The sequence below is a fragment of the Desulfocurvibacter africanus subsp. africanus DSM 2603 genome (assembly GCF_000422545.1).
Classification (GTDB): Bacteria; Desulfobacterota; Desulfovibrionia; order Desulfovibrionales; family Desulfovibrionaceae; genus Desulfocurvibacter; species Desulfocurvibacter africanus.
On sequence record NZ_KE383874.1, the window covers coordinates 72,173 to 98,276 of the forward strand.

At 61.4% G+C, this 26,104-nt stretch carries 25 protein-coding genes and 3 tRNA genes; 15 read left to right on the plus strand and 13 right to left on the minus strand.

Annotation, left to right across the window (positions count from 1 at the left end):
- Nucleotides 1-524: 524 nt before the first annotated feature.
- From H585_RS0119690 to H585_RS0119720, 7 genes are all read right to left on the minus strand, one after another.
- Nucleotides 525-601, minus strand: a tRNA-Asp gene (locus H585_RS0119690).
- An 80-nt stretch (nt 602-681) separates the two neighbouring features.
- Nucleotides 682-1,272, minus strand: coding sequence for a MarC family protein (locus H585_RS0119695; RefSeq protein WP_027369096.1), 591 nt, complete (start codon nt 1,270-1,272; stop codon nt 682-684).
- A 236-nt stretch (nt 1,273-1,508) separates the two neighbouring features.
- Nucleotides 1,509-1,585 (minus strand) — tRNA-Asp (locus tag H585_RS0119700).
- An 11-nt stretch (nt 1,586-1,596) separates the two neighbouring features.
- Nucleotides 1,597-1,672: transfer RNA gene (locus H585_RS0119705), tRNA-Val, on the minus strand.
- A gap of 223 nt (nt 1,673-1,895) precedes the next feature.
- Nucleotides 1,896-2,549 (minus strand): LysE family translocator, encoded by a 654-nt coding sequence (locus tag H585_RS0119710; protein WP_027369097.1) that lies wholly within the window; start codon nt 2,547-2,549, stop codon nt 1,896-1,898.
- A 231-nt stretch (nt 2,550-2,780) separates the two neighbouring features.
- Nucleotides 2,781-3,824, minus strand: coding sequence for a DUF1786 domain-containing protein (locus tag H585_RS0119715; protein WP_027369098.1), 1,044 nt, complete (start codon nt 3,822-3,824; stop codon nt 2,781-2,783).
- A gap of 141 nt (nt 3,825-3,965) precedes the next feature.
- On the minus strand, nt 3,966-4,301 hold the full coding sequence (locus H585_RS0119720) for a tRNA-binding protein (RefSeq protein ID WP_027369099.1): 336 nt from the start codon (nt 4,299-4,301) through the stop codon (nt 3,966-3,968).
- 90 nt (nt 4,302-4,391) lie between these two features.
- On the opposite strand from H585_RS0119720, the gene H585_RS0119725 reads away from it, so the two are divergent.
- From H585_RS0119725 to H585_RS23340, 3 genes are all read left to right on the plus strand, one after another.
- Nucleotides 4,392-5,297, plus strand: a complete 906-nt coding sequence (locus H585_RS0119725) for an esterase/lipase family protein (RefSeq protein ID WP_027369100.1) — start codon at nt 4,392-4,394, stop codon at nt 5,295-5,297.
- A gap of 103 nt (nt 5,298-5,400) precedes the next feature.
- Nucleotides 5,401-6,009, plus strand: coding sequence for a DUF445 domain-containing protein (locus H585_RS0119730; protein WP_014261272.1), 609 nt, complete (start codon nt 5,401-5,403; stop codon nt 6,007-6,009).
- A 79-nt stretch (nt 6,010-6,088) separates the two neighbouring features.
- Nucleotides 6,089-6,262, plus strand: a complete 174-nt coding sequence (locus H585_RS23340; protein WP_154658866.1) for a hypothetical protein — start codon at nt 6,089-6,091, stop codon at nt 6,260-6,262.
- Nucleotides 6,263-6,364: 102 nt separating this feature from the next.
- On the opposite strand, the gene H585_RS0119740 is transcribed toward H585_RS23340, so the two are convergent.
- Nucleotides 6,365-6,922: an HU family DNA-binding protein gene (locus H585_RS0119740; protein WP_027369101.1), complete on the minus strand. Its 558-nt coding sequence runs from the start codon at nt 6,920-6,922 to the stop codon at nt 6,365-6,367.
- Between the two features lie 178 nt (nt 6,923-7,100).
- Between H585_RS0119740 and H585_RS0119745 the strand changes: the two genes are divergently transcribed.
- The 8 genes from H585_RS0119745 (at nt 7,101) to H585_RS0119780 (ending at nt 14,537) form a co-directional block, all read left to right on the plus strand.
- The gene (locus tag H585_RS0119745) at nt 7,101-7,364 is read left to right on the plus strand and encodes a DUF493 domain-containing protein (protein WP_014261274.1); all 264 of its coding nucleotides are present in this window, start codon (nt 7,101-7,103) and stop codon (nt 7,362-7,364) included.
- Nucleotides 7,365-7,532: 168 nt separating this feature from the next.
- Nucleotides 7,533-8,261: an amino acid ABC transporter ATP-binding protein gene (locus H585_RS0119750; RefSeq protein ID WP_014261275.1), complete on the plus strand. Its 729-nt coding sequence runs from the start codon at nt 7,533-7,535 to the stop codon at nt 8,259-8,261.
- An 83-nt stretch (nt 8,262-8,344) separates the two neighbouring features.
- Nucleotides 8,345-9,181, plus strand: coding sequence for an ABC transporter substrate-binding protein (locus tag H585_RS0119755; protein ID WP_027369102.1), 837 nt, complete (start codon nt 8,345-8,347; stop codon nt 9,179-9,181).
- A gap of 88 nt (nt 9,182-9,269) precedes the next feature.
- Nucleotides 9,270-11,042 carry an amino acid ABC transporter permease gene (locus H585_RS0119760; protein ID WP_027369103.1) on the plus strand — a complete coding sequence of 591 codons (1,773 nt, stop codon included), beginning with the start codon at nt 9,270-9,272 and terminating at the stop codon, nt 11,040-11,042.
- A 3-nt stretch (nt 11,043-11,045) separates the two neighbouring features.
- Complete coding sequence (locus H585_RS0119765; protein WP_027369104.1) at nt 11,046-11,555, plus strand: asparaginase domain-containing protein; 510 nt, start codon at nt 11,046-11,048, stop codon at nt 11,553-11,555.
- A 346-nt stretch (nt 11,556-11,901) separates the two neighbouring features.
- Nucleotides 11,902-13,425 (plus strand): EF-hand domain-containing protein, encoded by a 1,524-nt coding sequence (locus H585_RS0119770; RefSeq protein ID WP_027369105.1) that lies wholly within the window; start codon nt 11,902-11,904, stop codon nt 13,423-13,425.
- 21 nt (nt 13,426-13,446) lie between these two features.
- The gene (locus tag H585_RS0119775) at nt 13,447-13,782 is read left to right on the plus strand and encodes an EF-hand domain-containing protein (protein WP_027369106.1); all 336 of its coding nucleotides are present in this window, start codon (nt 13,447-13,449) and stop codon (nt 13,780-13,782) included.
- A gap of 230 nt (nt 13,783-14,012) precedes the next feature.
- Nucleotides 14,013-14,537: an EF-hand domain-containing protein gene (locus H585_RS0119780; RefSeq protein WP_027369107.1), complete on the plus strand. Its 525-nt coding sequence runs from the start codon at nt 14,013-14,015 to the stop codon at nt 14,535-14,537.
- A 78-nt stretch (nt 14,538-14,615) separates the two neighbouring features.
- Here H585_RS0119780 and mltG read toward each other — a convergent pair whose 3' ends face one another.
- The 4 genes from mltG to sucD all read right to left on the minus strand — a co-directional run bounded on the left by mltG (nt 14,616) and on the right by sucD (nt 19,760).
- Entirely contained in the window at nt 14,616-15,647 is a 1,032-nt protein-coding gene (gene mltG, locus H585_RS0119785) for an endolytic transglycosylase MltG (protein WP_027369108.1), read from the minus strand.
- On the minus strand, nt 15,644-16,051 hold the full coding sequence (ruvX, locus tag H585_RS0119790; RefSeq protein ID WP_027369109.1) for a Holliday junction resolvase RuvX: 408 nt from the start codon (nt 16,049-16,051) through the stop codon (nt 15,644-15,646). The genes mltG and ruvX overlap by 4 nt, the downstream gene beginning before the upstream one ends.
- 269 nt (nt 16,052-16,320) lie before the next feature.
- Nucleotides 16,321-17,340, minus strand: coding sequence for a hypothetical protein (locus H585_RS0119795; protein WP_014261284.1), 1,020 nt, complete (start codon nt 17,338-17,340; stop codon nt 16,321-16,323).
- 254 nt (nt 17,341-17,594) lie between these two features.
- Nucleotides 17,595-19,760 carry a succinate--CoA ligase subunit alpha gene (gene sucD / locus H585_RS0119800; RefSeq protein ID WP_027369110.1) on the minus strand — a complete coding sequence of 722 codons (2,166 nt, stop codon included), beginning with the start codon at nt 19,758-19,760 and terminating at the stop codon, nt 17,595-17,597.
- Nucleotides 19,761-19,904: 144 nt separating this feature from the next.
- Here sucD and H585_RS0119805 point away from each other — a divergent pair, with 144 nt between their 5' ends.
- Nucleotides 19,905-21,269, plus strand: a complete 1,365-nt coding sequence (locus tag H585_RS0119805) for an L-serine ammonia-lyase (protein WP_027369111.1) — start codon at nt 19,905-19,907, stop codon at nt 21,267-21,269.
- A gap of 119 nt (nt 21,270-21,388) precedes the next feature.
- Nucleotides 21,389-22,414, plus strand: coding sequence for a methyltransferase (locus H585_RS0119810; protein ID WP_027369112.1), 1,026 nt, complete (start codon nt 21,389-21,391; stop codon nt 22,412-22,414).
- A 126-nt stretch (nt 22,415-22,540) separates the two neighbouring features.
- On the opposite strand, the gene H585_RS0119815 is transcribed toward H585_RS0119810, so the two are convergent.
- Nucleotides 22,541-23,155, minus strand: a complete 615-nt coding sequence (locus tag H585_RS0119815; protein WP_027369113.1) for a hypothetical protein — start codon at nt 23,153-23,155, stop codon at nt 22,541-22,543.
- Nucleotides 23,156-23,653: 498 nt separating this feature from the next.
- Between H585_RS0119815 and H585_RS0119820 the strand changes: the two genes are divergently transcribed.
- Together H585_RS0119820 and H585_RS0119825 are read left to right on the plus strand one after the other, a co-directional pair.
- Nucleotides 23,654-24,646, plus strand: a complete 993-nt coding sequence (locus H585_RS0119820) for a VgrG-related protein (RefSeq protein ID WP_244432668.1) — start codon at nt 23,654-23,656, stop codon at nt 24,644-24,646.
- A 417-nt stretch (nt 24,647-25,063) separates the two neighbouring features.
- Entirely contained in the window at nt 25,064-26,062 is a 999-nt protein-coding gene (locus tag H585_RS0119825; protein WP_027369115.1) for an alpha/beta hydrolase, read from the plus strand.
- The last annotated feature ends 42 nt before the right edge of the window (nt 26,063-26,104 follow it).

Below are 26,104 nucleotides of genomic sequence, written 5' to 3' on the forward strand. Positions count from 1 at the left end.
ATGCAATTCCGCCTACGCCTGCGGGGCGGCACGCCATGCCCACGCATGGCGTGCAGAGCATTTTCAAAAGCAAAATGCTCTAAAACAGCTTGCGAGAACACATCTTATAAACCTGCTCTGTTCAAGGCCAAAGTCTGACTTAGCTTTTTGAGATGAGCGGATATTTTCTACTGACCGATGAACAGTGGGACGTCCTTGAACCACTGATTCCCGAACCGAGGCGCAGGCCTGACGCCCGGGGCGACTCTGGCCCAACCGATCCGAGTGAATTTAACGGCCCCTTGCCGCACATGGCGACTGAAAAGAAATGGCAGTCTCCTTTCGTACCGCGTACCGGACGGAACTTTGCGTGTATGGCGGGAGCAGAAAAGGAACGGAGAAATGGGAGTTGTCACACCTCGTGCAGGCAACACCTGCTTGCGCGTGCCGCCTACACGATCCGCGCCAACATCGAGGATGGCTCTTTACGGGAGGCCACATAAGAAAGAGGCGACCATTTCTGGTCGCCTCTCTTTCCGCCTTAGTGGCGGAGCCGACGGGACTTGAACCCGCGCCCTCCGACGTGACAGGCCGGCGTTATAACCAACTTAACTACGGCTCCGCATCGCGGCGGCAATCTCTCGTCGCCGCGGAAGCAGGTAACTATCCAAGGCGGCTTCGTAAGTCAAGCAAGTTTTACGACTACCCCAAAAAATTCTTAATGCCTGTGAAAACTATCTGCGCGGCCAGGGCCGACAGGATGAGACCAGTCAATTTGGACAAGATGGCCAAGCCGTTGCGGCCTATGAGCCGGTCGATGGCCGGGGCCATTATGAGCATGAGCCCCACGCTCATGACGGCAAGACACAGGGCTCCGCTGTCCACCAGGCGCTGCAGATAGGTTTGCTCGCCCGCGCCCATGATGAGCAGTGCGCCGGTCGTGGCCGGCCCCACGGTGATGGGAATGGCCAAGGGCACTACGTGGATGTCCCCATCGGTCTCCTCGGGCACGGTGCGCTGACCGCGCACCAGGCTCACGGCCGAAAGGAAAAGCAGGCAGCCCGCGCCGATGCGGAAAGCGTCCACCGTGATGCCGAAAACGGCAAAGATAGAGTTGCCGAAGTGGTAGAGCACAAGGCATGTCACAATGACCGCCAAGGTCACGCGCAGGGCCAACATGCGCTGACGGCCGGCCTCCATGCCCGTGGTGTAGACCAAGAAGGCCGAGAGCACGAAAAAGGGCGTGAGCAGAAAGAAAAACTTGATGTAAACGCTGATGAAGAGCTGGCTCAAGGCCGCCTCCTTGCGTGAGGGTTATCGGCGTAATTGGCATCCCATTTGACCGGCTGCTGGCCGGGTTGGTCTGCCAAGCAAAAGGATGCAAGCATCCCTCTGCAATGATCAAACATTGTTCCGGCATTGCAGGGCTGAAAAAGTCAGGACGGACTTTTCAACACCTGCAAAGAAAAAAGGCAGGCTCTTCCGGGACACGGAAGAGCCTGCTAATCCCCTTGCGCGGGGTTGCGTGCTGGCGGAGCCGACGGGACTTGAACCCGCGCCCTCCGACGTGACAGGCCGGCGTTATAACCAGCTTAACTACGGCTCCGCATGGGCTTTTGGTGGGCAGAACAGGGCTCGAACCTGCGACATCCTGCTTGTAAGGCAGGCGCTCTCCCAGCTGAGCTATCCGCCCCCAAAGAGAAAGAGACTTTTATATTCAAGCTGGCTCGCTGTCAAACATCCTGTGCAATCGAGACAGCCTGACCCATCGAAAAGCTATACCGCCTTGCTGCGCGAGTCCAAGCTTTTCGGTCAAGGAGCGCACAATGACGGGCATGAAATAGGAGGCCAAGGAGGTCCAGGATCAAAGGCATAACCAGGAAGGCCATAGAGCAAGGCGCCGAAGAGAAAAAGGATCAGGACATGAGCCGCTCGATGCCGGTCCAACCGAAAATCGAGGCGAACACCGCCAAGGCGAGCGCGCAGACCGAGACGACCCGCCGGTAGACCGTGTCGCTGAGCAGCCGCTTGCCCCTGGCCACGGCCAGGGTGACGGCGGAATACCAGCCGAAGTCGGCTGCCAGGTGGCCGGCAAAGAAGACAATCACGCCCAGCCAGCCTCGCTCGCGACTCTGCAGCACGTATCCCAGGCCGATCGTCGCCCACCATATGGACCAATAAGGGTTGAAGACGGACAGAAGCACGCCGGACAGGACCAGGCGGTCGCCGCCCCTCCTCTCCGGCTCCAGGGCCAGGCTGAGGGTGGGCGCTGACCGGAGCATGGACAAGGACATCCAGATCAGGATGAGGGATCCGCTCAGGGCGATGGCGACAAAGGCCCCCTTGCTCGTCAGCATGGGGGCTAGCCCGAGAAACAGCCCAACCAGCAGGACGCTTTCCAGAGCGGCGTGGCCGAGCATCAGCAGCGGACCGGCCGAGGCACCCCGCCGCATGCCCCCGTTGATGGCCGCCGTGAACAGAGGGCCAGGCATCATCGCGCCGGACAGGGTGACCGTGAAGGAGGTTGCGAACAGGAGCGAGAGCTGCGCGAACTGATTATCAGGCGTCATCTCCGCCAGCTAACTTATTTCCTCGGCCGCTACAACCTGCCGGCGGTTGAGCCCACAGGATGCCGGATGGCCCTGTTACGCATGCCAAGCAGTGAACGGGAATGGCTACGGACTATGAGCCGCCAACAAAATCCATCAGGCATTCTACGGGGTCTCGCCCCTGCTCATTTGCCAGCAGGGCCGGTTCCAGACATGGCTCTAAGTCCGCTCAGCCACTTTTTATAACCTCTGCTAGCTGGCCTTGGCGCGCAATCCCCGCCCTTTGAGCAGGCCGAAGCAGCCGGCGAGCATCATGTCTCCACCTGGGGCGGGCATGAGCACGGGTCTGTGGGCCAGCATTGTACGCCTGGGGCCAAGCACCACCGTGGGCAGGAAGCCGTGCGCTTCGGCCGGCAATTCCAGCGTCATACAGCCGTGGCCGTTGCCCTCGAACACGGCCTCGAAACCCAGTTCGCCCCGGCGGAACGCATTCAGTTCGCTCCAGAGCTGCGCTTCATCCAGCAGGCCCGTGTGGTGCTCGTAGACGCCCCACATGCGCTCCCGAAAAAGCAGGAAGGCGATGGTGTGGCTGTTGCCCACGTTGACCAGGCACAGCCCTTCGTGTCGGCTGCGCTCGGCCACTTCCGGGTCGCTCAAGGCTCCGAGCACGGCCGCAGCTCCGGAATCGGCCACCAGGCCGCCGCCGATGGAACGCTGCAGGGCCGCGAGGCGGGTCAGCTCACGGGGCGGATGGGCGTAAACCAAGGCTTCGGGCCGGCCTTCAGCCTCCAGCAGGAACCTGCGCCACAGAGCGAAGCGGCCCATGCGGTTACTCTGCCCCGGATGGAAGCCGTGATCCTGGGCGCAGGCCATCACTTCATAGGGCATTTCCAGCCCGGCGGCGGCAAGCAACGCGTTCCAGTATCCGGCATCGTAATCGGCAAGGCGCACGGCCACGTGGCCAGGGGGACAGGTCTCGGCCAAGGTCACGCCCTTAGCCTCCAGGGCCGTCAGGTCGTCGGCTATGGAGTATGCGGCCTCGGGGTGTGCGGCAATGGGCAGGCCTGCCTTGACGTGGGCCATGACATCTCGATGGAATCCGCCGCCCATGTTGGTGCCGAAAAGGTATATGCCCCGGCCTTCGGACGTCAGTCGCCGGATGCGAGCGCCCACCTGCCTGGCGGGCGCGGGCAGCACGAACTTTGGGCAGTTCTCGGGCTCGCGGTCAGGGAGGAAGTAGAGCACATCCTGAGTGCCGCTGCCGATGTCCAGCACAAGGGTCGATCGCACGCTCATGTCCACTCCCGTTGGTTAAAGCATTTTGCATTTCAGACGCTCCCTTCGGCGTTGACGGCGGAATTACATTCCGCCTACGCCTGCGGGGCGGCAAGCCATGCCGACGCATGGCTTGCAGAGCATTTTCAAAAGCAAAATGCTCTAATAGATACGTCCGCCGAGCGGCACTTCGCGCTCGGGCTCAAGCAGGATGATTCTGCCCTGCTCGTCCTCGGCGCCCAACACGAGCACCTCGGACATGAAGTCCGCGATCTGCTTGGGCGGGAAGTTGAACACCGCGATGACCAGCCGGCCTGCCAGATCCTCCAGGGCATAAGCCGTGGTGATCTGGGCGCTGGTCTTGCGCTGGCCCAGCTCGCCGAAATCGATCCACAGCTTGTAGGCCGGCTTGCGCGCCTTATCGAAAGCCTCGGCGCGCACGATGCGGCCCACGCGCATCTCCACTTTTGCGAAATCATCATAACTGATCGGGGTCATGGATGCTCCGGCTCCTGCGGTGCGGATTCGACGCGGCAGATTAACGCCAGCCTGGTCTCCTGGCAAGGATTCCAAGCAAAACAGGCGGTAATGCTTGACTTCTCGGCGCGCTCCAGCAATGGCAAGCCCATGGATACGCTTCTCATGCTCTTGCTTATTCCACTGGTCGCGGCATTTATCATCGGGCTGCTGAGCTACGCCTTCTACTGGTATGAAGTGGCCTCGTCGCCGCATCGGGCCGTGTTCGAGCGAGCGGCTGCCGGACATCCATGGCGACTGCTCGCCCATCTAATGCTGCTGTCCTCGATCGCGCAGCTCGCGGCCTATGCATCGGTATTACTAGGCTTGTGGCCAGGCATGTATCGGCCAAGCCCAGGTCAACGCAAGACCGATGCCGGTGCGCCTGTGATCTTCGTGCATGGGCTCTACCATTCGGCCGGCGGTTGGCTTGCCATCCGCCGCCGTTTTCAGCGGGCGGGCGTGCGTAATCTGTACGCCATAACCTACAATTCCCTGCGCGACGGCGTGCCGGATATCAGCCGACAGCTTACGCAACGCATGCGCGAGGTGCTCGCCGCGCATCCGGGGCGAAAGGTCTTCCTGGTGGGCCATAGCACGGGCGGCCTAGTCATCCGCATGACCTTGACCGATCCGGAGATCGCAGCGCACGTGGCGGGCGCGGTAACCCTGGGCGCGCCGCATCACGGCAGCAAGCTGGCGGCCCTGGGCGTCGGACGCACGGCGCGGGATTTGCTCTGGGGCGGGGAATTCATCCGCAGGCTCAATGCCATGCCGCAACCAGACTTGCCCGTCCTCAGTCTATATACCGAGTTCGACAACATGGTCTTGCCGCCCGAGGCCGCGCGCATTCCGGCAGGCGCGACCTGGCGCGAGGAAGCCGTCGGCCTGTCCAGCCATGTCGGCCTGCTCTTCAACCGCAAGGCGACGGCATTGATTTTAGCCTTCTACCGAGAGCAACATAACAGAACGACGTAGGATGCAAGCTCCCCCTTGCGCTCCCGGCCTTGGGGCATTACAACTCGCCCTCCCGACAACAGTTGGGCCATCTCTTTTTTAATCAATCAAAGGACGCCCGCGAATGAACGCCATTCCTTTTATACTCGCGCCCATCATCTGCGCCGCTATCGGCTGGTTCACCAACTATGTGGCCGTGAAGATGCTCTTTCACCCCAGAAAGCCCATACACCTGCCCTTGTTCACGATTCAAGGCGTGTTTCCCAAGCGTAAATCAGCGTTGGCAGCCAACCTGGGCGATGTCATCGAACGGGAGCTCATCTGCGCGGGCGACATCTCCACGCTGCTGCGTGATCCGGCTCTGGCCGGCAGACTGCACGGCCAACTGGACGCCTATGTGGAAAAGCTGCTGACCAAGGATTTGACCAAGGCCGTGCCCATGGCGGCCATGTTCCTGACCGGTCCCACACTGGTCAAGATCAAGGAGGTCCTCGTGCCGGAGTTGGAGCGCTTCGTGCCCGAGTTGCTGACCAAGGCCTCGAGCGAACTGGAGGCCAGCTTGGACGTGAGCCGCCATGTACGCGAACGCATCGAGAACTTCTCCATGGATAAGCTCGAAGAGGTACTCTTCGCCATCATGAGCAAGGAGTTCCGCTTCATCGAACTGGTGGGCGGCGTGCTCGGCTTCGTCATAGGCCTTTTCCAGTCGGCCCTGTTCGCCCTTACGGTCTAGGGCAGATTGCTTTTAAGACGCCTGCTCCGGCGTTGACGGCGCAAGTGAATTGCGCCTACGCCGAAGCTAGCGGCAAGCCATGCCGACGCATGGCTTGCAGAGCATTTTAGAGCAGATTGCTTTTAAGACGCCCGCTCCGGCGTTGACGGCGCAAGTGAATTGCGCCTACGCCTACGCGGCGGCAAGCCATGCCGACGCATGGCTTGCAGAGCATTTTCAAAAGCAAAATGCTCTAAAAGGCAAAATGCTCTAGCACGTGATCAGCGCCGGCAGCTCTGCGCAAAACGCCTCCTCCGCGGCGCGGCATGCCTGAGGCCGGCCGGATGTTCTTCAGGCCTGTGGATGGCTGCAGGCTCTAAAATTTATCCCTGGCCCGCTGGAAGGCGGTCCTTAGTTCCTTGAGTGCGCCGTCAATGCCCTGCTTGAGTTCGGCCCAGGCTCTACCGCTGCTGCCCCGCAGGAGCGTCAGCTTGTAGCGGGCTTCCTCGTAGGAGTTCCGGAACCTGCCGATGTTCGCATTGTAATAGTCGCGAGCTCCCGCGCCCAAGCCCTCGGTCCTCTTGCCCCATTCGTCCAGGGAAGCCCGCAGGGCATCCAGACGGGTCTGCGCGCTCTCGGCGTAGGCTTCGGACTTGCCGGCAATCACGAAATGGCGCAGCTCCACGCCCGGCTCGAACTTGACCGTCCTGTAAGCAGGGATGTGTATGGGCTGATTGGTCTTAAAATCGCGGCCCTGGCGCTCGGCCACGATCTTGACATGGAAGGAACCGAACCCCCTGATCAGGACGCTGCCCCCCGAAGCCAGCTCCTCGGTCATTGACTCAAGGATGGCATCCAGCGCCTTCCCGGCGGTAGTCTTGTCGGGCAAATCCGCGGCCGTCTGGAGGGTGTCGACAATTTCCTGTCTGGTCATGCCCACTCCTTGGTTCGTGCTTATGTATTTCCCCAGGATGGCTTGCTGTGCCGTTCCAGGCCGGAAGCATCCGGACGTACGATATTCTATCATGCCGTAACTATTAGGCAAGCAAAAACAGATATCCTGACGTGCGCTCAATTACACGTCGCGTATCATGTTATGGAGGAATGCCCTCATGTCAGACGATCTCCTCTTGCGGCTCAAGGAGAAGCTGGACGAGCACCACAGCTTTCCCTGTCCGTATACTTTCAAGTTTATCGTCCCCTTGGCAAAGTTTGCCGAAATGGTGGAGCTGCTGAAAGGCTTCAAGTTCACCACGCGCGAATCCCGCACGGGCAAGTACATCAGCTTCACCGCAGAGTTGCACATGGAGAGCAGCGAGAGGGTCATCTCCATCTATCGCGCCGCAGCGAGTATCGAGGGACTTATCGCTCTGTAGCTGAATGTCATAAACGTTTTTGGCCCTCTGTTTTACGGGCAAGTAAGGCCGCGAAGCTGTTACCGGAGCACATTTATCGCATGACCTTCACCGTGCGCCCTTGCCCGGCCTAGGCGATTCTGTTATTTCACGTTTTTGCCAACTGAAGTACTTTCATTCGGAGTATCCGTGATCGAGTTCGAGCATGTACATAAATGGTTTGGCGAGCTGCACGTCCTGAGCGACATCACCTTGACCATCCAGAAGGGCGAAGTTGTCGTCATCTGCGGGCCCAGCGGCTCCGGCAAATCCACGCTCATACGTTGCATCAACCGTCTGGAGCCCATCCAGCGCGGTCGAATCGTCGTGGACAGTCAGGATCTGGGCGCCCCGGACGTGAACCTGAAGATGTTGCGCGCCGAGGTAGGCTTCGTCTTCCAGCAGTTCAACTTATATCCGCACATGACCGTGCTCGAGAACATCACCTTGGCGCCGCTCATGGTGCGCAAGATGTCCCGCCGCAATGCCGAGGATCTGGCCATGGCGCTCCTCGAAAAGGTCAATATCCCGGACAAGGCCGGAGCCTATCCCGCACAGCTCTCCGGTGGGCAGCAGCAGCGAGTGGCAATCGCCCGCGGCTTGGCCATGAAGCCCAAGATCATGCTTTTCGACGAGCCTACCAGCGCTCTTGATCCTGAAATGATCAACGAGGTGCTGGACGTCATGAAGACCCTGGCCCGCGAAGGCATGACCATGGTCTGCGTGACTCACGAGATGGGCTTTGCCCGCGAGGTGAGCGACCGGGTCATCTTCATGGACGGCGGCAAGCTCGTCGAGGAGAACTCGCCCGAGGAGTTCTTCAATAATCCCCAAAGCGAGCGGACAAAGGAATTCCTGAGCAAAATTCTCTCCCACTAGGGATTACCGCCGGCGTCATTGCCGGCGTTTTTTTGGTTCGGGACACCTGTGTCCCTGAGTAGCTGTGCAACAAGGAGAGTGCCATGCGTCTGGTAAAAGCATTTCTGGTTGTGGCCGCCGTCGCGCTATGCTGTGCCTCGTCGGCATTCGCCGAATCGACCTATGACAAGGTCATGAAAGCAAAGGTACTGCGTGCGGGTATCATGACGAACTCCATCCCCGGCGCCTTCTACAATGAGAAGAAGGAGTGGGTTGGCTTCGACGTGGACATCGCCGAGGAGGTCGCCAAGCGCCTGGGCGTGAAGCTCGAACGTGTCCAAGTATCGGATATGACTCGCATCAGCTTTGTACAACAGGGCCGCATCGACATGTCCGTGGCCAACATGACCCACAAGCGCGAGCGCGACAAGTCAATCGATTTTTCCATCACCTACTTCTTCGACGGCCAGAAGCTGCTGGTCAAGAAGGACAGCGGCATCAAGGACTGGAAGGACATCGTGGCCCAGAACAAGAAGATCGCCTCGACCAAGGGCACCACGAGCGAGGTCAACGCGCGCAACAAGCTCAAGCAACTGGGCGACAAGAACGCCGACCAGAACGTTATCTCCTTCCCGGACTATGCCGCAGCCTTCCAGGCCCTGAAGAACGGCCGCGTGGCCGGCTTCACCACCGACTCCACGATCCTGCTCGGCTACGCCGCCCAGGCTTCGGGCCAGTTCGAGCTGGTCGGCGATTTCATCTCCGATGAGCCCTACGGCATCGGCCTGCCCGAGAACGACTCCAAGTGGCGCGATTCCGTCAACTTCGCGCTGCAGGACATGTGGGCCGACGGCACCTACAAGAAGATCTACGACAAGTGGTACGGCCCCGATACGCCCTACTACTTCCCCCTGACCGCCAAGATCGAGATGTGGCCCTAGCCTGAGCTAGAGTTCTTGCCGCGCGGGTTCGGGACTGGTCCCGGACCCGCGCTTTTCCATGAACCTGTTTGCATTGGGATTTCCACACATGATGGCATACTGGCTGGATAAGCGCTGGGTCCAAAACACAGTGCTCCTGGCCCTGGCCGGGCTCATGGTCTGGTACTGGGGATTCGTTTTCGAGTTCGGCTACGACTTCGAATGGTCTGTTCTTTATAAGTTCAACGAGACCTATGGCATGCACCTGGGGCTTGAGCTGCTCAAGGGTCTCGGCCTGACCATCAAGATCACGCTCGTCAGCTCCTTCCTCGCCCTGCTGCTCGGCACGTTCTTCGGGCTGGGGCGCCTTTCCAAGTTCAAGCCCTTGCGCTGGACCTCGAATGCCTATGTCGAGTTCTTCCGCAATACGCCTCTGCTGGTACAGCTCTTCTTCTGGTACTTCGCCATGCCCCTGGCCCTGCCCGAGGCAGCCCGCGAATTCGCCTATGCCCAGGATTTCGAATTCTGGACCGCGACCATCGGCCTGTCCATCTACACGGGCTCGTTCATGGCCGAGGTCATCCGCGCCGGCCTGCAGTCCATTCCCAAGGGACTGCTGGAAGCGGCCTACTCCAGCGGCCTGTCCTATTTCCAGGTGCTCACGCGCATCATCCTGCCGCTGGCTTTTCGGGTCATCATCCCGCCTCTGGGCAGCGAGTTCCTCAACAACATGAAGAACTCCTCCCTGGCCATGGTCGTGGGCGTGGCCGAACTCTGCTGGCAGTCGCAACAGGTCGAATCCCTGACTTTCCGCGGCTTCGAGGCCACCACCGCGGCCACGATCCTCTACCTGAGCCTGTCCCTGACCATTTCCCTCGTGCTCAACAGCGTGAACGTCCGCTTGCGCTCCCTGGAGCACAGGCCGCGCAACCGCGTTTTGCGCACGCTGCACATCCTGTTCTCGCCGCTGGGACGCCTGCGCCGCGCCTCGCGCCAGTCGACGCCAATACCGGCGCAGGCCAGCCTGCGCCTGTCGCCCGGCGCGGCGTTCATGCGCCGCCTGGGCCGAATCCTGGCCGGGCTCGGCATTCCGGCGGCCAAGATCGGCTTCGTGGCCATCCTCGGCTATCTGCTCTTGCAGGTAGCCCAGGGCGTCGCCTCGTTCAACTGGCAGGTCATTGCCGACAATTTCCGCACCCTGCTCATCTGGCGCTTTCCCCAGGGCGACGAGACCGAGCTTTTCCTGGGCCTGGGCGGCCTGTCCTTCTCCATCCTCATGTCCTTCATCGCCATCACGGTGAGCTTCTTCATCGGCCTTGTGGTCGGCTTGGCGCGCGCGTCCAAAAACCGCCTGTTCAGCCTGCCCGCCACGCTGTACATCGAGTGCATTCGCGGCACGCCACTGATCATGGTCATCTTCTGGACCTACTTTTTCCTGCCGGCCTTCACGGGCTCCTACCTGAACGTGTTCTGGAGCGCGACCATCGCCCTGACCGTGTTCACCGGAGCCTACCTGGCCGAGATCGTGCGCAGCGGCATCCAGAATATTCCGCCCGGCCAGGTGGAAGCGGCCTGCTCCACGGGCCTGTCCTACAGCCAGACCATGCGCAAGATCGTCCTGCCCCAGGCCCTCAAGCAGATGATTCCAGCCATCGTGGGCCAGTTCATCGCCATCTTCAAGGACACCTCCCTGGCCTACGTCATCGGCGTGCTGGAGCTGACTTTCGTGGCCCAGGGACTGATCAACCGGCTCATGGTCTACCCCTTCGAGATTTATTCCTCCGTGGCCGCGCTTTACTTCATATGTTGCTATTCGATGAGCATCGTGGCCGGCCGCCTGGAACGCCGCCTGAGCCCGGATCAGGTCCGGCTGGAGATGTAAGCCATGACAAAAGTCGCGGACGGACGCATCCGCTTTCTCATCACGGGCGGAACCATCGACAAGGAATACGACGCCCAGAGCGGCAACCTGGTCTTCTCGCGCACCAGATTGGGCGACATCCTGACCTTGGCCCGCTGCCGGGCCGAATTCGTCGTGGAAGTGGTCATGCTCAAGGACAGCCTGGACATGACCATGGAAGACCGTCTGCTCATTCGCGAACGCTGCCTGGCCGCGCCCGAGTCGCGCATCGTCATAACCCACGGCACTGACACCATGGCCGACACGGCCCGCGTGCTTGGGCCCGCCGTGACCGGCAAGGCCGTGGCTCTGGTCGGGGCCATGATCCCCTACTCCTTCGTGCACTCGGACGCGGGCTTTAATCTTGGCTGCGCCGTGACCGCCGTGCAGTGCCTGCCCCCCGGAGTCTATGTGACCATGAACGGCCGCATTTTCACCTGGGACAACGTGCGCAAGAACCGTGAGATCGGCGAGTTCGGAACGCTGAAGGAATAGGCGCGCCTGCCTTGGGAAAGCCTCCTGCAGGCTTGCCTCGCACCACGCGAAAAACGTGCGCATGAAAGCTCACCGCCAGAGCAGTTTGCATTTGACCTGAGAGAGGGCGCTGCCCTCTCTCAGACTCTCTCCCGCCAGGGAAATGATTTCCCTGGACCCCCATTTCCTTTGCAAAGCCCTCCAGCTTACGCCCTTGCCAGCCGCCTGACTGCTTGCGGCCCTGGCGATCCCTGCGGTCACGGTCGTCCAGCTAGACCTCAACGGTAAATAAATACCCTCCTTGTCTCACGGGCATAGGCCTGTATGCTCGATTATTGATCCGGAATCTAAACAAGGAGGTCGGCTCATGAAAAGACTACTCCTCTCGATAACCATGGCGGCAGCCGTGGCCAGTGGCCCGCAGGCCTTCGCGGCGACGACGAGCCCGATGAACGAAACAGGCCAGGAACAAACCACGGTCGGCAGCGAGGTTGAAACCGGACAACAGGTGGAAACCGCCGCCCCTGCCGGGGATACGGACTTCGAAGCCGAGGGTACGGATGAACGTTCCGGGGGAACGGGAAGCAGCGTGACCGGTTTGAAGGGCGAATCCTTGGCAGGTGACGAAGCGGCCGTTCAAGAGCGGTCCGCTACCGAGCCGCAGGAGCCTTTCAGCGCCATCGATACCGATGGCGATGGCAAACTGAGCCTCTCGGAGGCCCGCACAGCCTTCGAACAGGCCGACAAGGACGGAAGCGGTACGGTTGATTTCGGAGAGTACCGCGATGCCATGCCCAATATCGGAGTCGGCACCACCGAAATGGGCGCGACCGAGGGCGACGCATCCGCAGGCGAGGCTGAGCGTGGCGCTCAGGAGTCCCAGGGGCAGTCTTCGGGACAAGCCATGCGGGCGCAGGAACAAGGTGATGAAGAGTTTCAGCCTGGTGAGCCCGTAAAGCTTTCCGACGTGGACCAGCCTGGCCGTGACAGCTCCGCCACGGATGCGCCCTTTGCTATGGTCGACGAGGACCGCGACGGGCAATTGACTCCAGAGGAAGTCGTAGGGGCCTTCCGGCAGGCCGATCAGGACCGCGATCGTCAGCTCAGCTCACAGGAATGGCAGCAAACCATGTCGCGCTTCGGCGCCAGCTCGGGCGCCAGCACCATCGATATGGGCAGCGAATCCGGCGATACGTCTGAGGGGCAAGGCACATCCGAGATGGGCGCGAGTGAGTCCGATACCCCAAGCGGGCAGCAGGAAAGATCCGACATCAGCGTCCCCGACACGGTGTCCGAGCAGCAAGGCGACCCGAGCGCCGGTGACCCGGCCTATCTCACGGACGAAAAGGAGTCGACCAGCGAACGCAGCAGCGAAGAGATTCCTACGGTCGATCCTCTGGCCGGCAAGGTGCCCGGCACCGGCGGCGCGCTGGAAAGCGAGTCGGAGGCCATGGGCATCGAATCCGGCACCCTGGACGAAAGGGCGGCCGGCGAGGCTCCCCGCAGCGATGACGCCGGGCAGACGCCGGAGTCCATAGTCGACCAGCAGCCCGGCAATGAACAGCTGCTCACGCCTGAAGCCGAACGTAGTGAGGAGGCTGTCGATGTCATGAGCGATCAGGCGCCTGGCGAAACCCAGAGCAGCGATGAGGCCAGACGGTTGATCGAGTCCCCGGAAGAGATGAAGTCCGGAGCTGAAGGCACTGCCGAGCGCGCAACAACCGAAGGCCAGGAAGCGGCCAGTGAGCAGTGGACCGGCTCTCCCGATCCACAAAAGGCCAAGGAAGGCGCGGTTAAGGATTGGCAGGATTACGAGAAGACGCACGAGCGCGCCATCGTGCGCCAGCCCGAGAGCCAGCCCGGGGGACAGGCCGAGGGTCAGCAGCAATAAGGGGAATGGCAGGAGGGTGTTATGCGACAAGGTGTAAGCGTTTGGCTGGTGCTGACTGGGCTTCTGCTGGCCGCTCCATCCATTGCCCAGGATTCCTCACAGATGGAGAGTCCCCCGGGCGAGGAATTGCCTGGCCAGGAGTGGCCGCAGGAGGGTAGGCCGACCGAGGATTGGCCCCGCGACCGGCCCATGCTCTACTACGAGGGCTTCGGGGTCATGGATTTCAACCGTGACGGAACCATCGACAAGGAGGAATACGACCGGGCCTTCCGGCACATGGACAGCAACGGCGACAGCAGCATTGATACACTCGAGTGGAAGGTCGTGCATGGCCCGGAGGGCGAGGACGAATCCTAAGGGCTATTAGGGCATCTTGCTTTTGAAAATGCTCTGCAAGCCATGCGTCGGCATGGCTTGCAGCTGCGCAGGCGCAGGCGCAGGCGCAATTCACTTGCGCCGTCAACGCCGGAGCGGGCGTCTTAAAGGCAATCTGCTCTGGACGTGACTGCCGCACGGGTGAAGATATGCTTGGCTTTGCGCACGGATGCGCTATGCTGGCCGCAATGGGCTTCAACCAAGGAGAGACAATGAAACGCATAGTGGCGATCCTGGCGGCCGTGGCCATGCTGGCGGCAGCCGGTTCTGCTCTTGCCCAGGGACAAGGCCCGGGGCAGGGCAAAGGCCATGGTCAGGGCAAAGGGCCGGCTGTGGGCAAGCCGGGTTACGGATATGGCATGATGGCTGGCGGCGGTTTCGAGATCGTGGACCAGGACAAGGATGGCCGCATCAGCAGCCAGGAATTCCAGCAGTCCTTCCAGAAATGGGATCGCAATGGCGACGGCTACTTGGACCAGACCGAATGGCAGTCCGGCCACGGCCAGCTCACGGGCCAAGGCTCCATGGGTATGGGCCGCTGGGCGAACTTTCAGGATATGGACACGAACAATGACGGCCAGATCAGCCTTGAGGAATTCCAGGTTCGCCATCCCGGCATGAGCCAGAAGGACATGACACTCATCGACACCGATGGGAATGGGACCATCAGCGCCCAGGAGTGGGACAAGTTCCGCTCGGCGCATGGCGGAATGAAGGGCGGAATGAAAATGCAATAAGGCTGCGCATTACGGAGCTCGGAGAAGGCTGGCGCGAGATGACTCCGCCGGCCTTTATCGTTCCAGGCTCACAAAATATCAGTGCCGGCGAAGCTGATACTCCCGCACGGCCGCGTTATGCTCCTCCAGTGTCTTGCTGAACTGGTGCGTGCCGTCCTGTCTGGACACGAAGTACAGATACGCGTGTTTTTCGGGCTCAGCCGCGGCCTTGAGCGACTCCAGCCCAGGCGAAGCAATGGGGCCCGGCGGCAGTCCGTTTATGCGGTAGGTATTGTACGGGTTGTCGGCATCGAGCAGGTGCGCCTTGCGGATGTTGCCGTCAAAGCTCTCGCCCAGGCCGTAGATGATGGTCGGATCGCATTGCAGGCGCATGCCCCGCTCGATGCGGTTGGCGTACACGCCGGCGATGCGTGGGCGTTCCGCGGGCGCGCCTGTCTCCTTTTCAACCAGCGAGGCCAGGACGACCAGCTCGTGCAGCTTCCCGGGCTCGGGCAATCCTTGCGGCCAGACCTTGCCTGCAGCGGTCGCGAAGTGGCCGAGCATGACTTCCACCACGGCTCTGGCATCATTGCCCTTGGGCTTGGGCAACATGTATGTCTCGGGGAACAGATACCCTTCGGCGCTGTCAGCTTGGATGTTGTGCTTGGCCAGCAACTCCGGATCATGCACGGCCGCCTTGAAGGACTCGAAGGAGCCCAGGCCGGCCTGCTCCACGAGCTTGGCCGTTTCCCACCAGGCCAAGCCCTCGCGCACCACGAGGCGGTGCAGCATCTCCGTGCCGGTGGTCAGGGTCTTAAGCACTTCGTCCGGGACCATGCCCGTGTTCAGGGCGAATTCGCCGGCGCGCACGTGCCCCGTGGCCTTGCGCCAACGGCCTAACAGACGGAACTTCTCCGCGTCGGTGATCACGCCTTTACGCTCCAGTTCTACGGCCACGTGCGCGAAGGTCTCGCCGGGCTGGATATCCAGCACCACTTCGCGGCCGGGCGACTCGGACGGAGTGTTGAGGAACTTCCAGGCCTGCCAGCCGAGCCAGCCGCCAGCGACAAGGCCGATGACGAGGCCCACGGCCGCCAGGCCGACGAGCAGCTTGAGCATTCTCTTGATCATGATCTTCCCAAATATGCTTCGAGGATGAGCACGGCAGCGCCGCTGTCCAGCTTCCCCTTCATTTTTTTCGACGACACTCCAGCCTCACGCAGGCGAGCCTGGGCTTCGGCCGAGGTCAGCCTTTCGTCCATAAGGTGCACTGTCAGTCCGGTCTTGGATGTTATTTTCCTGGCCAGGTTACGCACCTGTCGACTCAGGTCCGTCTCTTCGCCATCCATTGCAATGGGGAGGCCAAGCACGACAGCCTCGACCTTCTCCTCGGCCGCCATACGTCCAATCTCTGCGATAAGTGCATCATTGGACGTGCGCGCCAGGGCCGGCCTGGGAAATGCCATCCTGCCGCCTTCGTCCGTCAGGGCCAGACCCACGCGTTTGAGACCGAAATCAATGCCTAGCAGGCGCACATTGATTGCTCCATCTGTGCATTTCATGAACGTGTTGTAGAGCATTTTGCTTTTGAAAATGCTCTGCAAGCCATGCGTCGGCATGGCTTGCCGCCGCGCGTAGGCGCAGGCGCAATTCACTTGCGCCGTTAACGCCGGAGCGGGCGTCTTAAAGGCAATCTGCTCTAAAAAAAGAGACACTACACCGCAGCGGACTTTCTTACTCCCGCTACGGTGACCCTGCGCCGCCGATCACGACATGTGTATTGTGAACTGCGCCTATCGGCGCATCAGGCCGTGCCGAGCCCGGTCCCGTTCGTAGCCACGGAGAGCAGACGGCTGGCCACGTCATTAAGCAATTTACCCGCCACGGACAGGGACTGGGTGCGGCCCTCGCCGTCGGTCACGCGCCTGGACCCCCACTGCACGAGGTAAAAGATGGCGTCGTCGGGCATGGACAAACGGCCGGCGTCCCGGCGCACCGCGCCGACGACGGCTTGACGCAAGGCCTCGCGGCTCTGAATGGCTTTCTTGATGGCATCGCCCGCCTTTACCTGATCTTGGCCGTCGGACTCGCGTTGGGTGTTGAACTCGGCATAGGCCGTGTTCACCCGTTGCGAGGCCTGTTCGTACTCGGGCAGCATGGACAGCACACGCTCGTTGGAGGCCATGACGCTCAGCACGCGGGCGCCCTCGCGCAAGAAGCCGGCCACCATTCCAAGGCATTCCTTCACCTCGCCCTCGTTCAGGGGACGCGCCGCGTAGCTGCCATCGGGCAGCACGAACTCGCGTTCGGCCTGACCGGCCTTGAGGGCCAGATCCTGCACGAAGGTTTCGGCATAAAGCGTATGCAGCGCCGTGAGCATGCCCGGACGGAAGATATATTCGAAAATCTGTTGCCGCGCTCCGCGCACATCCTCGCTGTCATGGCCGAAGTAGGACATCTCCAGGCCGTAGCGCATGTTGAGCTGCTTGTAGCCCAGGGTGAACACGGCCTTGCCTGTCGGGTTTTGGCGCGTGCCCGCTGGATAGTAGTGGTCCAGCAGGTAATCGGACACGTCGGATACGAAGCCCCAGGGCACCATCGAATCCTCGCCCAAAGAACCACTGGCCCTGCCACGCAGGCGTCCTTGCTCGTCGAAGGCATTGTCCGGCTTGGGCTTGACCCCCTCTGGAGGCGCCTGACGGATAAGGCCCGTGACTTCGGTGTCGCTTTTCTTATTGCCGGCCATGAACACGAACGTGATGGCAAGCGCCACGGCAACGAGCACAATGCCGGCTGCGATCCATTTGCCGTTCGATTTGGGCATGCTACTGCTCCTTACGATTACGCTGAGTCCGCGCAACGCGGGCCTGCCGCGCTTGAACGCCACTTCTGCCCGATGTGACACGGCGCGGCAAGTAACTCAAGCGGCATTCTCCCGGCCGGGCTCCGGCCATGCGAATGTTCCCAGGCAGGCAGTCCCGGAAAAAACGTTCCTCGCGAGGCAGCAAGGCCACCCAAAATGGCCAATTGCCAGACATGAAGGACGTAAAGCACTCATAAGCACTGATCGGGATTTGCTCAACCATCATGAAGCTGAAAAGATGCGCTAAGGGCCCTTTCCACATTCCCAGTCCGTTGCGCAGCCAATAATCCCATCATTACTCGAGGAATGGACTCCAGGTTCGGGCAAAGGTGGATGCCAGCCATGCTTAAGGCCTGCATTTTGCCGGCCACGCCGCCGGAACTCTCCTCCAGGATAGCACCGGCATGGCCCAGACGACGGCCCAAAGGCGCGGTCCGTCCGGCAATGAAAGCCGCCATGGGTTTGGAAAAGGCTGTGCGCGACACATAATCGGCCAGGTCCTCCTCGGCTCGTCCGCCGATCTCGCCCAGCACGAGCACGGCCTTGACTCGCGCATCGTCAGCGACCATGGCCAGGCAATCGGCGAATCCCAGGCCGATGAGCGGATCGCCCCCGATGCCCACGGCCAGGGCTTGGCCCATTCCTGCGGCGGAGAGGCGCGCGGCGGCCTCGTAGGTCAGCGTGCCACTGCGCGAGAAGATGGCCACCGGCCCCGGCGTGAAGGGATCTGTCGGCATGATGCCGATCTTGGTTCGGCCCGGCACGATAATGCCCGGCGTGTTGGGGCCGATCAACCGGGTGCCCAGCCTGCGCAGCTTTGGCAGCGTGGCAAGCATGTCCTGCTGAGGAATGCCCTCGGTAATGCACACAACCCACGGTATGCCCGCCTCGGCTGCCTCCAGCACGGCGTCGGCCGCCATGGCGGCGGGCACGAACACGATGCTCGCATCGATCTCGTGATGGCGCAGCGCCTCGCGCACGCAGTCATAAACAGGCGCGCCCTCTATTTCCAACCCGCCCTTGAAAGGCGTGACCCCCGCCACGATGCGGCTGCCGTAGCCGAGCATGAGCCGCGTGTGCAGGGCCGCGACCTTGCCGGTAATGCCTTGAACCAGGATGCGCGTCTGCGCATCGAAATCGAAGGATCTCGCATAAACTCCGGAGGTCGCGCCTCGCAAGGCCGCGGCAAGCACCGGGGAAAGGTCGGCTATTTGCGCTGCTCGCCCGTCACCGGCCTCGATACGCGGAGGGTTGAGGTCGCGCGGCCCGAAGCCCTCCAGGACCGCCAAAGCCTGGGTCATATCCTCCACGAGCGTGAGCCCGTGCAGATTCAACCCCTCCAGCAGCCGCCGGCCCTCGCTCGCGCCGTTGCCAGCCATGCGCACCACCAACGGCTTGCCGGGCTCGTTGCCAGCCAGGACATCGGCCAGGGCCTGGGCCACTTTCTCGCAGGACAGGATGCCGCCAAAAAGATTGATGAACACGACACGCACATCCTGACCCTCGAAAAGCAGGCGCAGGGCGCGATCCAGGCGGCGACTGTCGGCCGCGCCGCCCAGGTCCAGGAAATTTGCCGCTGGCAATCCCGCGAGGTTGAGCAGGTCCATGGTGGCCATGGCCAGTCCCGCGCCATTGACCATGCAGCCTACCCAGCCGCCGAGTTTCACGAAGCTCATGCCTTCGTCGCGTGCGCGCACGTCGTCGGGCGTGTGGTGGCGCGGATCATACCAGCGATCCAGTTCCGGCCGCAGGGCGGCCGCGTTGTCGTCGATCTCGGCCTTGCCGTCCAGGGCCAGCCAGCGGCCGTCGCGTGTGAGCACCAGTGGATTGATCTCGGCCAACAGCAGACTGTTTTGGCGCACTGCGTCAAACAGGCGCAGGACCAGCTCGCGGAAGCCTGGCCAATACTCCTTGCCGACCTTGAGATGGAAGAACGCCGCACGCATATTTCGCTCGGCCGGGCCCGCAGGCAAGGGAATCACCTGGGTCAGGACGTCGGCGGATCGTTCCACGTCCACCCCGCCTCGCGGGCTCACGCTGAGCACGAGGCTTGCGCGGTCGCGGGACACGGCAAAGGACACGTAGCACTCGCGCACGAAATCCACGGCCGGTTCCAGGAGCAGATACGGAGGCCTGTGGCCACAGATATCCTTGGCGAACAGCTCGCGGGCCCTGCCCGGCAGAGCTCGTGCATCGTCCACACGCAGCACGCCTCCGGCCTTGCCCCGCCCGCCCGTGAGCACCTGGGCCTTGAGGTACCATGGCGGCGGGAAGGACGGTCTGACGCCATCCTCACTGCCCGGCTCCACGCATTCACCGTCGGGTACGCTCACTCCCGCCTCACGGAACAGCCGCTTGCTCGCCTGCTCGTCCAGCAACATCCTCCACCCCCTGCTCCTACAAGCATCCAACATGGCCGTGACAAGCTATGAATCCGACCACACCTGTTGTATAAAGTGGACAGCAAACTGTAAATGTTTTCCATGTCTACAGTCCCGGCAGCATCGCAATGCCCAGGAGGAGCTTTGCCCCCCATCCGCACATCGATTTTCGATTTGTTCAAGATCGGGCCGGGGCCGTCCAGTTCGCATACCATCGGCCCCATGCGCGCCGCGCTGGAATTCTCCGAAAACGTGCGCGCCCTGCCGGACTCGATCCTGGAGCGCGCCGCCAGCCTGGAAGTGCGCCTGTTCGGCTCCCTGTCCGCCACCGGCCTGGGACACGGCACGCACAGGGCAATCCTGGCCGGACTGCTGGGCATGCGCCCCGAATCATGCGATCCGGTAACACTTATAAATATTTTCGAACTCCCGCAGGAAAAGCTTCGCCTGGACTTGAACGGACGCAGCTTGCCCCTCACGCCTTCCAGCATCGTCTTCGACGCCCTGGAGCACATTCATCCCTACAGCAATACCATGCTTTTCCGCCTGCTGGGACCCGACGGCGAAGCCCTTCTCGAACGCACCTGCTACTCCGTTGGCGGTGGATTCATCCAGTGGCAGGGTCAAAGCGAGCAGCCTCGCGGGGAGCCCGCGCACCCGTTCGAGACCATGGCCGACCTGCGCGCTATCGCATCGCGCACAAATCTGGGGCTGCCGTCCATCGTGCTGGAGAATGAACTGGCAGTGACCGGGGCGGCTTTGGAGGATGTCATCCAGGGCTTGAACGACGTCCTTGACGCCATGCTGGCTTCCGTGGAACGCGGCGTGGCCGCCGAGGGTCTGCTGCCCGGCGCCATCGGCCTGCGGCGCAAAGCCAAGGCCCTGTACGAACGCAGCCGCACCCGGCCGATCCCGGACCGTTTCCTGGTGTCGCTAAATGCCTACGCTCTGGCCGCGGCCGAAGAGAACGCCGCTGGCAGCATTGTGGTCACGGCGCCCACCTCGGGCTCGGCCGGTGTCATGCCCGCCGTGCTGGCTCTCCTGCGCCGACGCATGGAGCTGCCTCGCCGCACGTTGCGCGAAGGACTGTTGGCCGCGGCAGCCATCGGCTTTCTGGCCAAACACAACGCATCCATTGCCGGAGCGGAGGTAGGCTGCCAAGGGGAAGTGGGCGTGGCCTCGGCCATGGCCGCGGCCTGCGTGGCGCACTGCTTAGGCCAGGACATCCAGATCATCGAGCACGCGGCCGAGATCGCCCTGGAACACCACCTGGGCCTGACCTGCGATCCCGTGGCCGGGCTGGTGCAGATACCCTGCATCGAACGCAACGCCATGGGCGCGGTCAAGGCCTATAACGCTTATATTCTGGCTGCTTTCGGCGATCCGGCCGCGCATGTGGTGGGGCTGGACAGGGCCTTGTGGGCCATGCGCGAGACCGGCCGCGACATGTTGTGCAAATACAAGGAGACTTCCATGGGCGGCCTGGCTCTAAGCCTGCCGACCTGCTGAGCGGCCGGACAAACCCTGGCTTGCGACTTACAGCCCGCAAACGCCTTGCGCCGCCCTGCGCAGGGCGCTAAATCATAAAAGGATTTCAGCCGACGCAGTGCGCCCGAAGGAGGAACCATATGTGGCAATCCCGTCCGGAACTCAACACCCCCGAGGGCATCATGGCCCTGGCCATGGCTTTCCAGCGCAGCCGGACCCTGCTCACGGCCGTGGATCTCGGAGTGTTCACCGCCCTGTCCAGCCTGGGTGGTGATGGCGGCGAGCCGGTAGCCTCGACCGAGGTGGCCGCAAAAATCCAGGCCGACGCCAAGGCCACGGACCGGCTGCTCAACGCCCTCACGGCCCTGGGCCTGGTGCGCAAGACGCACGGGCTCTTCTCCAATACGGAGCTGAGCGAACTGTTCCTGGTGGAAGGCCGCGAGGACTACCTGACCAACCTGCGCCACAGTTCCGAACTGTACCGCGCCTGGGGCTCGCTCACCGATGCCGTGCGCAAGGGCGGCTGCCTGGACGAGGCCGCGACGCCCATTCAAGACGAGGAGTGGACCGCAAGTTTCATCGCGGCCATGCACCGTCGAGCATTCAAGTCGGCTCCCGTCGAGGTGAGCAAACTCAACCTGCACGGGGTAAACCGGCTGCTGGACGTTGGCGGCGGCTCCGGGGTGTATGCCATGGCTTTTGCCCAGGCCAAGGCAGGCGTGAGCGTCACGGTCTTTGATCTGCCTCCGGTAGTCCGCCTGGCCGAGGACTACATCCGCAAGGCCGGCTTATCCGGCCGCGTGTCCACGCGGGCCGGCGACTATCGCACCGACGATCTCGGCTTGGCCTACGATCTGGTCTTCTTCTCGGCCGTGGCGCACATCAACTCGCCTGAAGAGAACAGGCTGCTCATGCGCAAGGCAGCCGCGGCCCTCAATCCCGGCGGCCGCATCGTGGTCCTGGATTTCATCATGGAGCCGGATCGCGTGCTGCCCGAGCGCGGGGCCCTGTTCGCCCTGAACATGATCGTGAACACGCCGGCTGGCGATACGTACACGGAAGAGGAGATCGCCTCTTGGCTGATGGAGGCCGGTTGCCGCGATATCGAGCGCATCGATACGGCGCCGGGCATGGCCATGATCGTCGGCACGCTGCCAGCGGAATAGGCGTGGCGCCCCGCCTTATTTGCACTGGCCGCACCAACTGCTGAAAATTCCTACCGGAGATCAAACAAGAAAAGCCCCTTTGCAGGGGCTTTCGTTTTTGATCACAGCCAGTGAGGCTACCCGATATCAGCGCAGCCAGTAATTGGCCCGGCCCAGGATATGCTCCCTTTCCTGAGCATCCGCGTAGCGCACGGCGAAGAAACAGCGACCTTCGCGAGAGCCGCCCGTATTCACGGGTGTGATATTCCCCGCATCGGGGACAAAATCCGTTTCCTTGAGTGAATAGAGTCCACGCCCCGTGAGCAGAAAGCGGAAGGCTGTCGCGCGGGCAGCTTGGTCTGGCGGCAGCCCGCTAGCCAAGTCCAGCCGTTCGGGAAGGTCGGATCCCAGAGAGGCGCCGAATTCATCCATCGTTTTGATGCTGCTAGCGCGGCGCGCGGCGCCGAAAACCTGGAATGCCGCAGGGAAGTCGCTGCCCGGCGCGATATGCTCGATGCGCCCGTACGGATTGACGACGGCAAAGCCCGTGATACGGCATCCCCGGACCGCGCCGCTCAGGTTGCACATGGTCACCGTAAGCTCGGCTTCGGTATCCGTATAAGGGAAATAGGTCACTTCAGCCACGTACATGCCCAGGTCCGCGACGGACTTGCCGCCGTAGATGACCAGGCCATGAGCTTCGGACAGAGGCGCATGCAAAATCAAAAATAGGATGGTGAACTTAAATAGAAGCTTTATCATGTATTCCTCCCTGGAGGACAAGCCTCCATGAACGTGTCAGGTATCCCCAAGGCTGCTTAGCAACTGCAATACCAGCTTCATAAATCCAGGCCTGCAGCCAATTTCCAGGAATATCGGACAGGCTTGCGACGCATTAGTCCAAACTCAATGGATATCGTTCCATCTTTGCTGATAATTTTGATTTATTGACAGACATACGCCTGTGCATGCTGTCTGCCGCGGGCCGCAGGCGGTCTAAGGTGTCAACTCTTTGTGGACTAGCGTACCCATACGTTTCACATTTTATAACTATTTGAATTTAATATTAAAATATTTTTAAGCCTAGTGGCCAGCTTATTGCATAATGTGTCTGAACTCTAAGTCCGGAGTATGCACATGACAAATATCCAGTCGAAATTAAACAATATTTTATCCGCACCTACTGCCGAGCCTCAGTCACAGGCCCGTCGGCAATCCGTCAGCGCCAATCCGACAGACTTTCGGAAGACCATGGAAACCATGCGCCAAGCTATTGATCTGGCCATGGCGGACCGATTCCTGAACGTATCCATGGGTTGGGACGAGCAGGATGAAGAAGAGCGTCCAGGCGGAGGCATCGGTCTCAACTCACTAGGCATGAACATGCTGGCGACCCTGGGCAAGCTCCAGGCGTACCAGAATAGCGATGCCGACCAAGGGCATCTGCCTCAAGGTCGCTCTTCCGCCAAGGTTTCGACCGGATCGCCGAATGTCGAGACGGCTTCCAAATCCACTCACGAGGCGGCTCCCGAAGCAGGCCGGCAGAATGGCGAAATATCCATGGAAAACGATTCGCGACGATCCGCAGTATCCAAGGAAGAGATGGCGGGTGTCTTGGCGCGAGCATTCGAATCCGGCGGCGAGGGCTCGCAAGCCATAGGCTGGGACAAGGTAGGTGGCACGAGCTACGGGGTGTTCCAGCTTTCCTCGCGTCAGGGCAGCATGGACAATTTCCTGGCCTTTTTGGACGGCGAAGCACCCGAGTGGTCCGCCCGGCTGCGCAAGGCCGGGCCGTCAAACACAGGTGGACGCGACGGGGCCATGCCCAGGGAGTGGCGCGCCATAGCCGCCGAGAACCCGGAGCTCTTCGAGGCCCTGCAACAGCGCTTTATCAACGAAACGCACTACCAGCCAGCGCTGCAGGCCATTCAGGAGCGTACGGGGCTAAACATCGCCAGCTTCCCAAAGGCCTTGCAGGAAGTGCTCTTCTCCACGGCTGTGCAGCATGGTCCTGCGGGAGCGGCGAACATCTTTGCCCAAGCCGCAGGAGGATTGGACGGCATCATCGGCCAGGCCGAATTCTCGGGTGAGGCCATTGCCGAGAACCTCATTCGCGAAATCTACACCCTGCGTTCCACGCGCTTCGGCAGCTCCACGGCGCAAGTGCAGGCCGCGGTGCGCAATCGGCTCAAAAGCGAACACAAGCTGGCCATGAACCTGCTGGGCGGAATGGACGGCTCGGAACTGGCGTAATCCCTCTGTATTGAATCAAGAGGCGAGGCCCGGGCCTCGCCTTTTTCTTTTTCCCCAGCTACGCCAATGGGTACCGCGAGCCACGCGATACCCATGAAGAGCCCTTCGCTTCTTTTTATCATTCCCACTCTGCTGCTCCGACCTAGAATGGAACGATTCGGCGCCAACCCCGCCGGAGCGGCCTTCTTGAGCAGCTTGCTTTTAAGACGCCCGCTCCGGCGTTGACGGCGCAAGTGAATTGCGCCTGCGCCTACGCGGCGGCAAGCCATGCCGACGCATGGCTTGCAGAGCATTTTCAAAAGCAAAATGCTCTAAATGCCCATTACCGGCAAAAGCATTTTATTCGAGCAGATTGCAGTTAAGCTGCTTTCCAGATCATTACTGAATGCACCTTTCACCCCCCGTAAGGAGACTGTCATGCCAAGGAATCAGGATTTGATCGGCCAACCGGTCCTGGAGCCACGCACCAAGGCGTTTCTTGATGCCCTTGCGGCTCAGGGCGGCCCGCAGATTTACGAACTTTCCGTTGCAGACGCGAGAAAAGTGCTCTCGGATGCCCAGGCAGGAGACGTAGCGAAGCTGCCAGCGGACATCGAGGATCGCAGGATATCCACCGGCCCTCAGGGGGAGGTCGCGATTCGCATTGTCCGCCCCCAGGGCAGCACGGGCGCGCTGCCGGTGGTAATGTACTTTCATGGAGGCGGCTGGGTGCTGGGCGACAAGAACACCCATGACCGGCTGATCCGGGAGATCGCCAACGGAGCCCATGCCGCGGTCGTGTTCGTTGAGTACACGCCTTCACCCGAGGCCAGGTATCCTGTCGCCATCGAGGAGGCCTATGCCGCGACGAAGTGGATCGCGGAGAACGGTCGTACCCTGAATCTGGACACTTCGCGCCTGGCCGTGGTGGGAGACAGCGTGGGTGGAAACATGGCTGCCGCAGTCACCCTGCTGGCGAAGGAGCGTGGCGGCCCGAGCATTGATTTCCAGGTGCTCTTCTACCCGGTGACGGATGCCGACTTCGATACGCCGTCCTATCAGCAGTTTGCCAGCGGCCATTTTCTGACCCGCGAGGGAATGAAATGGTTCTGGAATCACTACGCACCGGATATGGATGCACGAGAGGAGCCTACGGCCTCGCCGCTGAAGGCTTCGATCGATCAACTCCGAGGTCTGCCGCCGGCGCTCATCATCAACGGAGAATGCGACGTTTTGCGCGACGAGGGTGAGTCGTATGCACGCAAGCTGATCCAGGCAGGCGTACCGGTTACCGCCACGCGCTACCTCGGAACCATCCATGACTTCGTCATGTTGAACGCCATAACGGATACTCCGGCCCCACGCGCCGCCATAGCCCTGGCGAACGACATGCTGCGTGAGGCCTTTGGGCAGGAATCCGCCCGGGCCGCGGCCTAGCCGGGAATGGCCTGGCGCATGGGCCGGGCCATCACCCGGCCC

Coding starts and splice junctions, on each gene's coding strand:
- H585_RS0119720 (WP_027369099.1), bottom strand. CDS start 4,301: ATGACCCCGATCAGTTATGATGATTTCGCAAAAGTGGAGATGCGCGTG.
- H585_RS0119715 (WP_027369098.1), bottom strand. CDS start 3,824: ATGAGCGTGCGATCGACCCTTGTGCTGGACATCGGCAGCGGCACTCAG.
- H585_RS0119770 (WP_027369105.1), top strand. CDS start 11,902: ATGAAAAGACTACTCCTCTCGATAACCATGGCGGCAGCCGTGGCCAGT.
- H585_RS0119725 (WP_027369100.1), top strand. CDS start 4,392: ATGCTTGACTTCTCGGCGCGCTCCAGCAATGGCAAGCCCATGGATACG.
- H585_RS0119820 (WP_244432668.1), top strand. CDS start 23,654: ATGCGCCAAGCTATTGATCTGGCCATGGCGGACCGATTCCTGAACGTA.
- H585_RS0119755 (WP_027369102.1), top strand. CDS start 8,345: ATGCGTCTGGTAAAAGCATTTCTGGTTGTGGCCGCCGTCGCGCTATGC.
- H585_RS0119810 (WP_027369112.1), top strand. CDS start 21,389: ATGTGGCAATCCCGTCCGGAACTCAACACCCCCGAGGGCATCATGGCC.
- H585_RS0119710 (WP_027369097.1), bottom strand. CDS start 2,549: ATGACGCCTGATAATCAGTTCGCGCAGCTCTCGCTCCTGTTCGCAACC.
- H585_RS0119795 (WP_014261284.1), bottom strand. CDS start 17,340: ATGCCCAAATCGAACGGCAAATGGATCGCAGCCGGCATTGTGCTCGTT.
- H585_RS0119740 (WP_027369101.1), bottom strand. CDS start 6,922: ATGACCAGACAGGAAATTGTCGACACCCTCCAGACGGCCGCGGATTTG.
- mltG (WP_027369108.1), bottom strand. CDS start 15,647: ATGATCAAGAGAATGCTCAAGCTGCTCGTCGGCCTGGCGGCCGTGGGC.
- H585_RS0119780 (WP_027369107.1), top strand. CDS start 14,013: ATGAAACGCATAGTGGCGATCCTGGCGGCCGTGGCCATGCTGGCGGCA.
- H585_RS23340 (WP_154658866.1), top strand. CDS start 6,089: ATGCCGACGCATGGCTTGCAGAGCATTTTAGAGCAGATTGCTTTTAAG.
- H585_RS0119775 (WP_027369106.1), top strand. CDS start 13,447: ATGCGACAAGGTGTAAGCGTTTGGCTGGTGCTGACTGGGCTTCTGCTG.
- H585_RS0119825 (WP_027369115.1), top strand. CDS start 25,064: ATGCCAAGGAATCAGGATTTGATCGGCCAACCGGTCCTGGAGCCACGC.
- H585_RS0119765 (WP_027369104.1), top strand. CDS start 11,046: ATGACAAAAGTCGCGGACGGACGCATCCGCTTTCTCATCACGGGCGGA.
- H585_RS0119745 (WP_014261274.1), top strand. CDS start 7,101: ATGTCAGACGATCTCCTCTTGCGGCTCAAGGAGAAGCTGGACGAGCAC.
- H585_RS0119730 (WP_014261272.1), top strand. CDS start 5,401: ATGAACGCCATTCCTTTTATACTCGCGCCCATCATCTGCGCCGCTATC.
- H585_RS0119815 (WP_027369113.1), bottom strand. CDS start 23,155: ATGATAAAGCTTCTATTTAAGTTCACCATCCTATTTTTGATTTTGCAT.
- H585_RS0119760 (WP_027369103.1), top strand. CDS start 9,270: ATGATGGCATACTGGCTGGATAAGCGCTGGGTCCAAAACACAGTGCTC.
- sucD (WP_027369110.1), bottom strand. CDS start 19,760: ATGTTGCTGGACGAGCAGGCGAGCAAGCGGCTGTTCCGTGAGGCGGGA.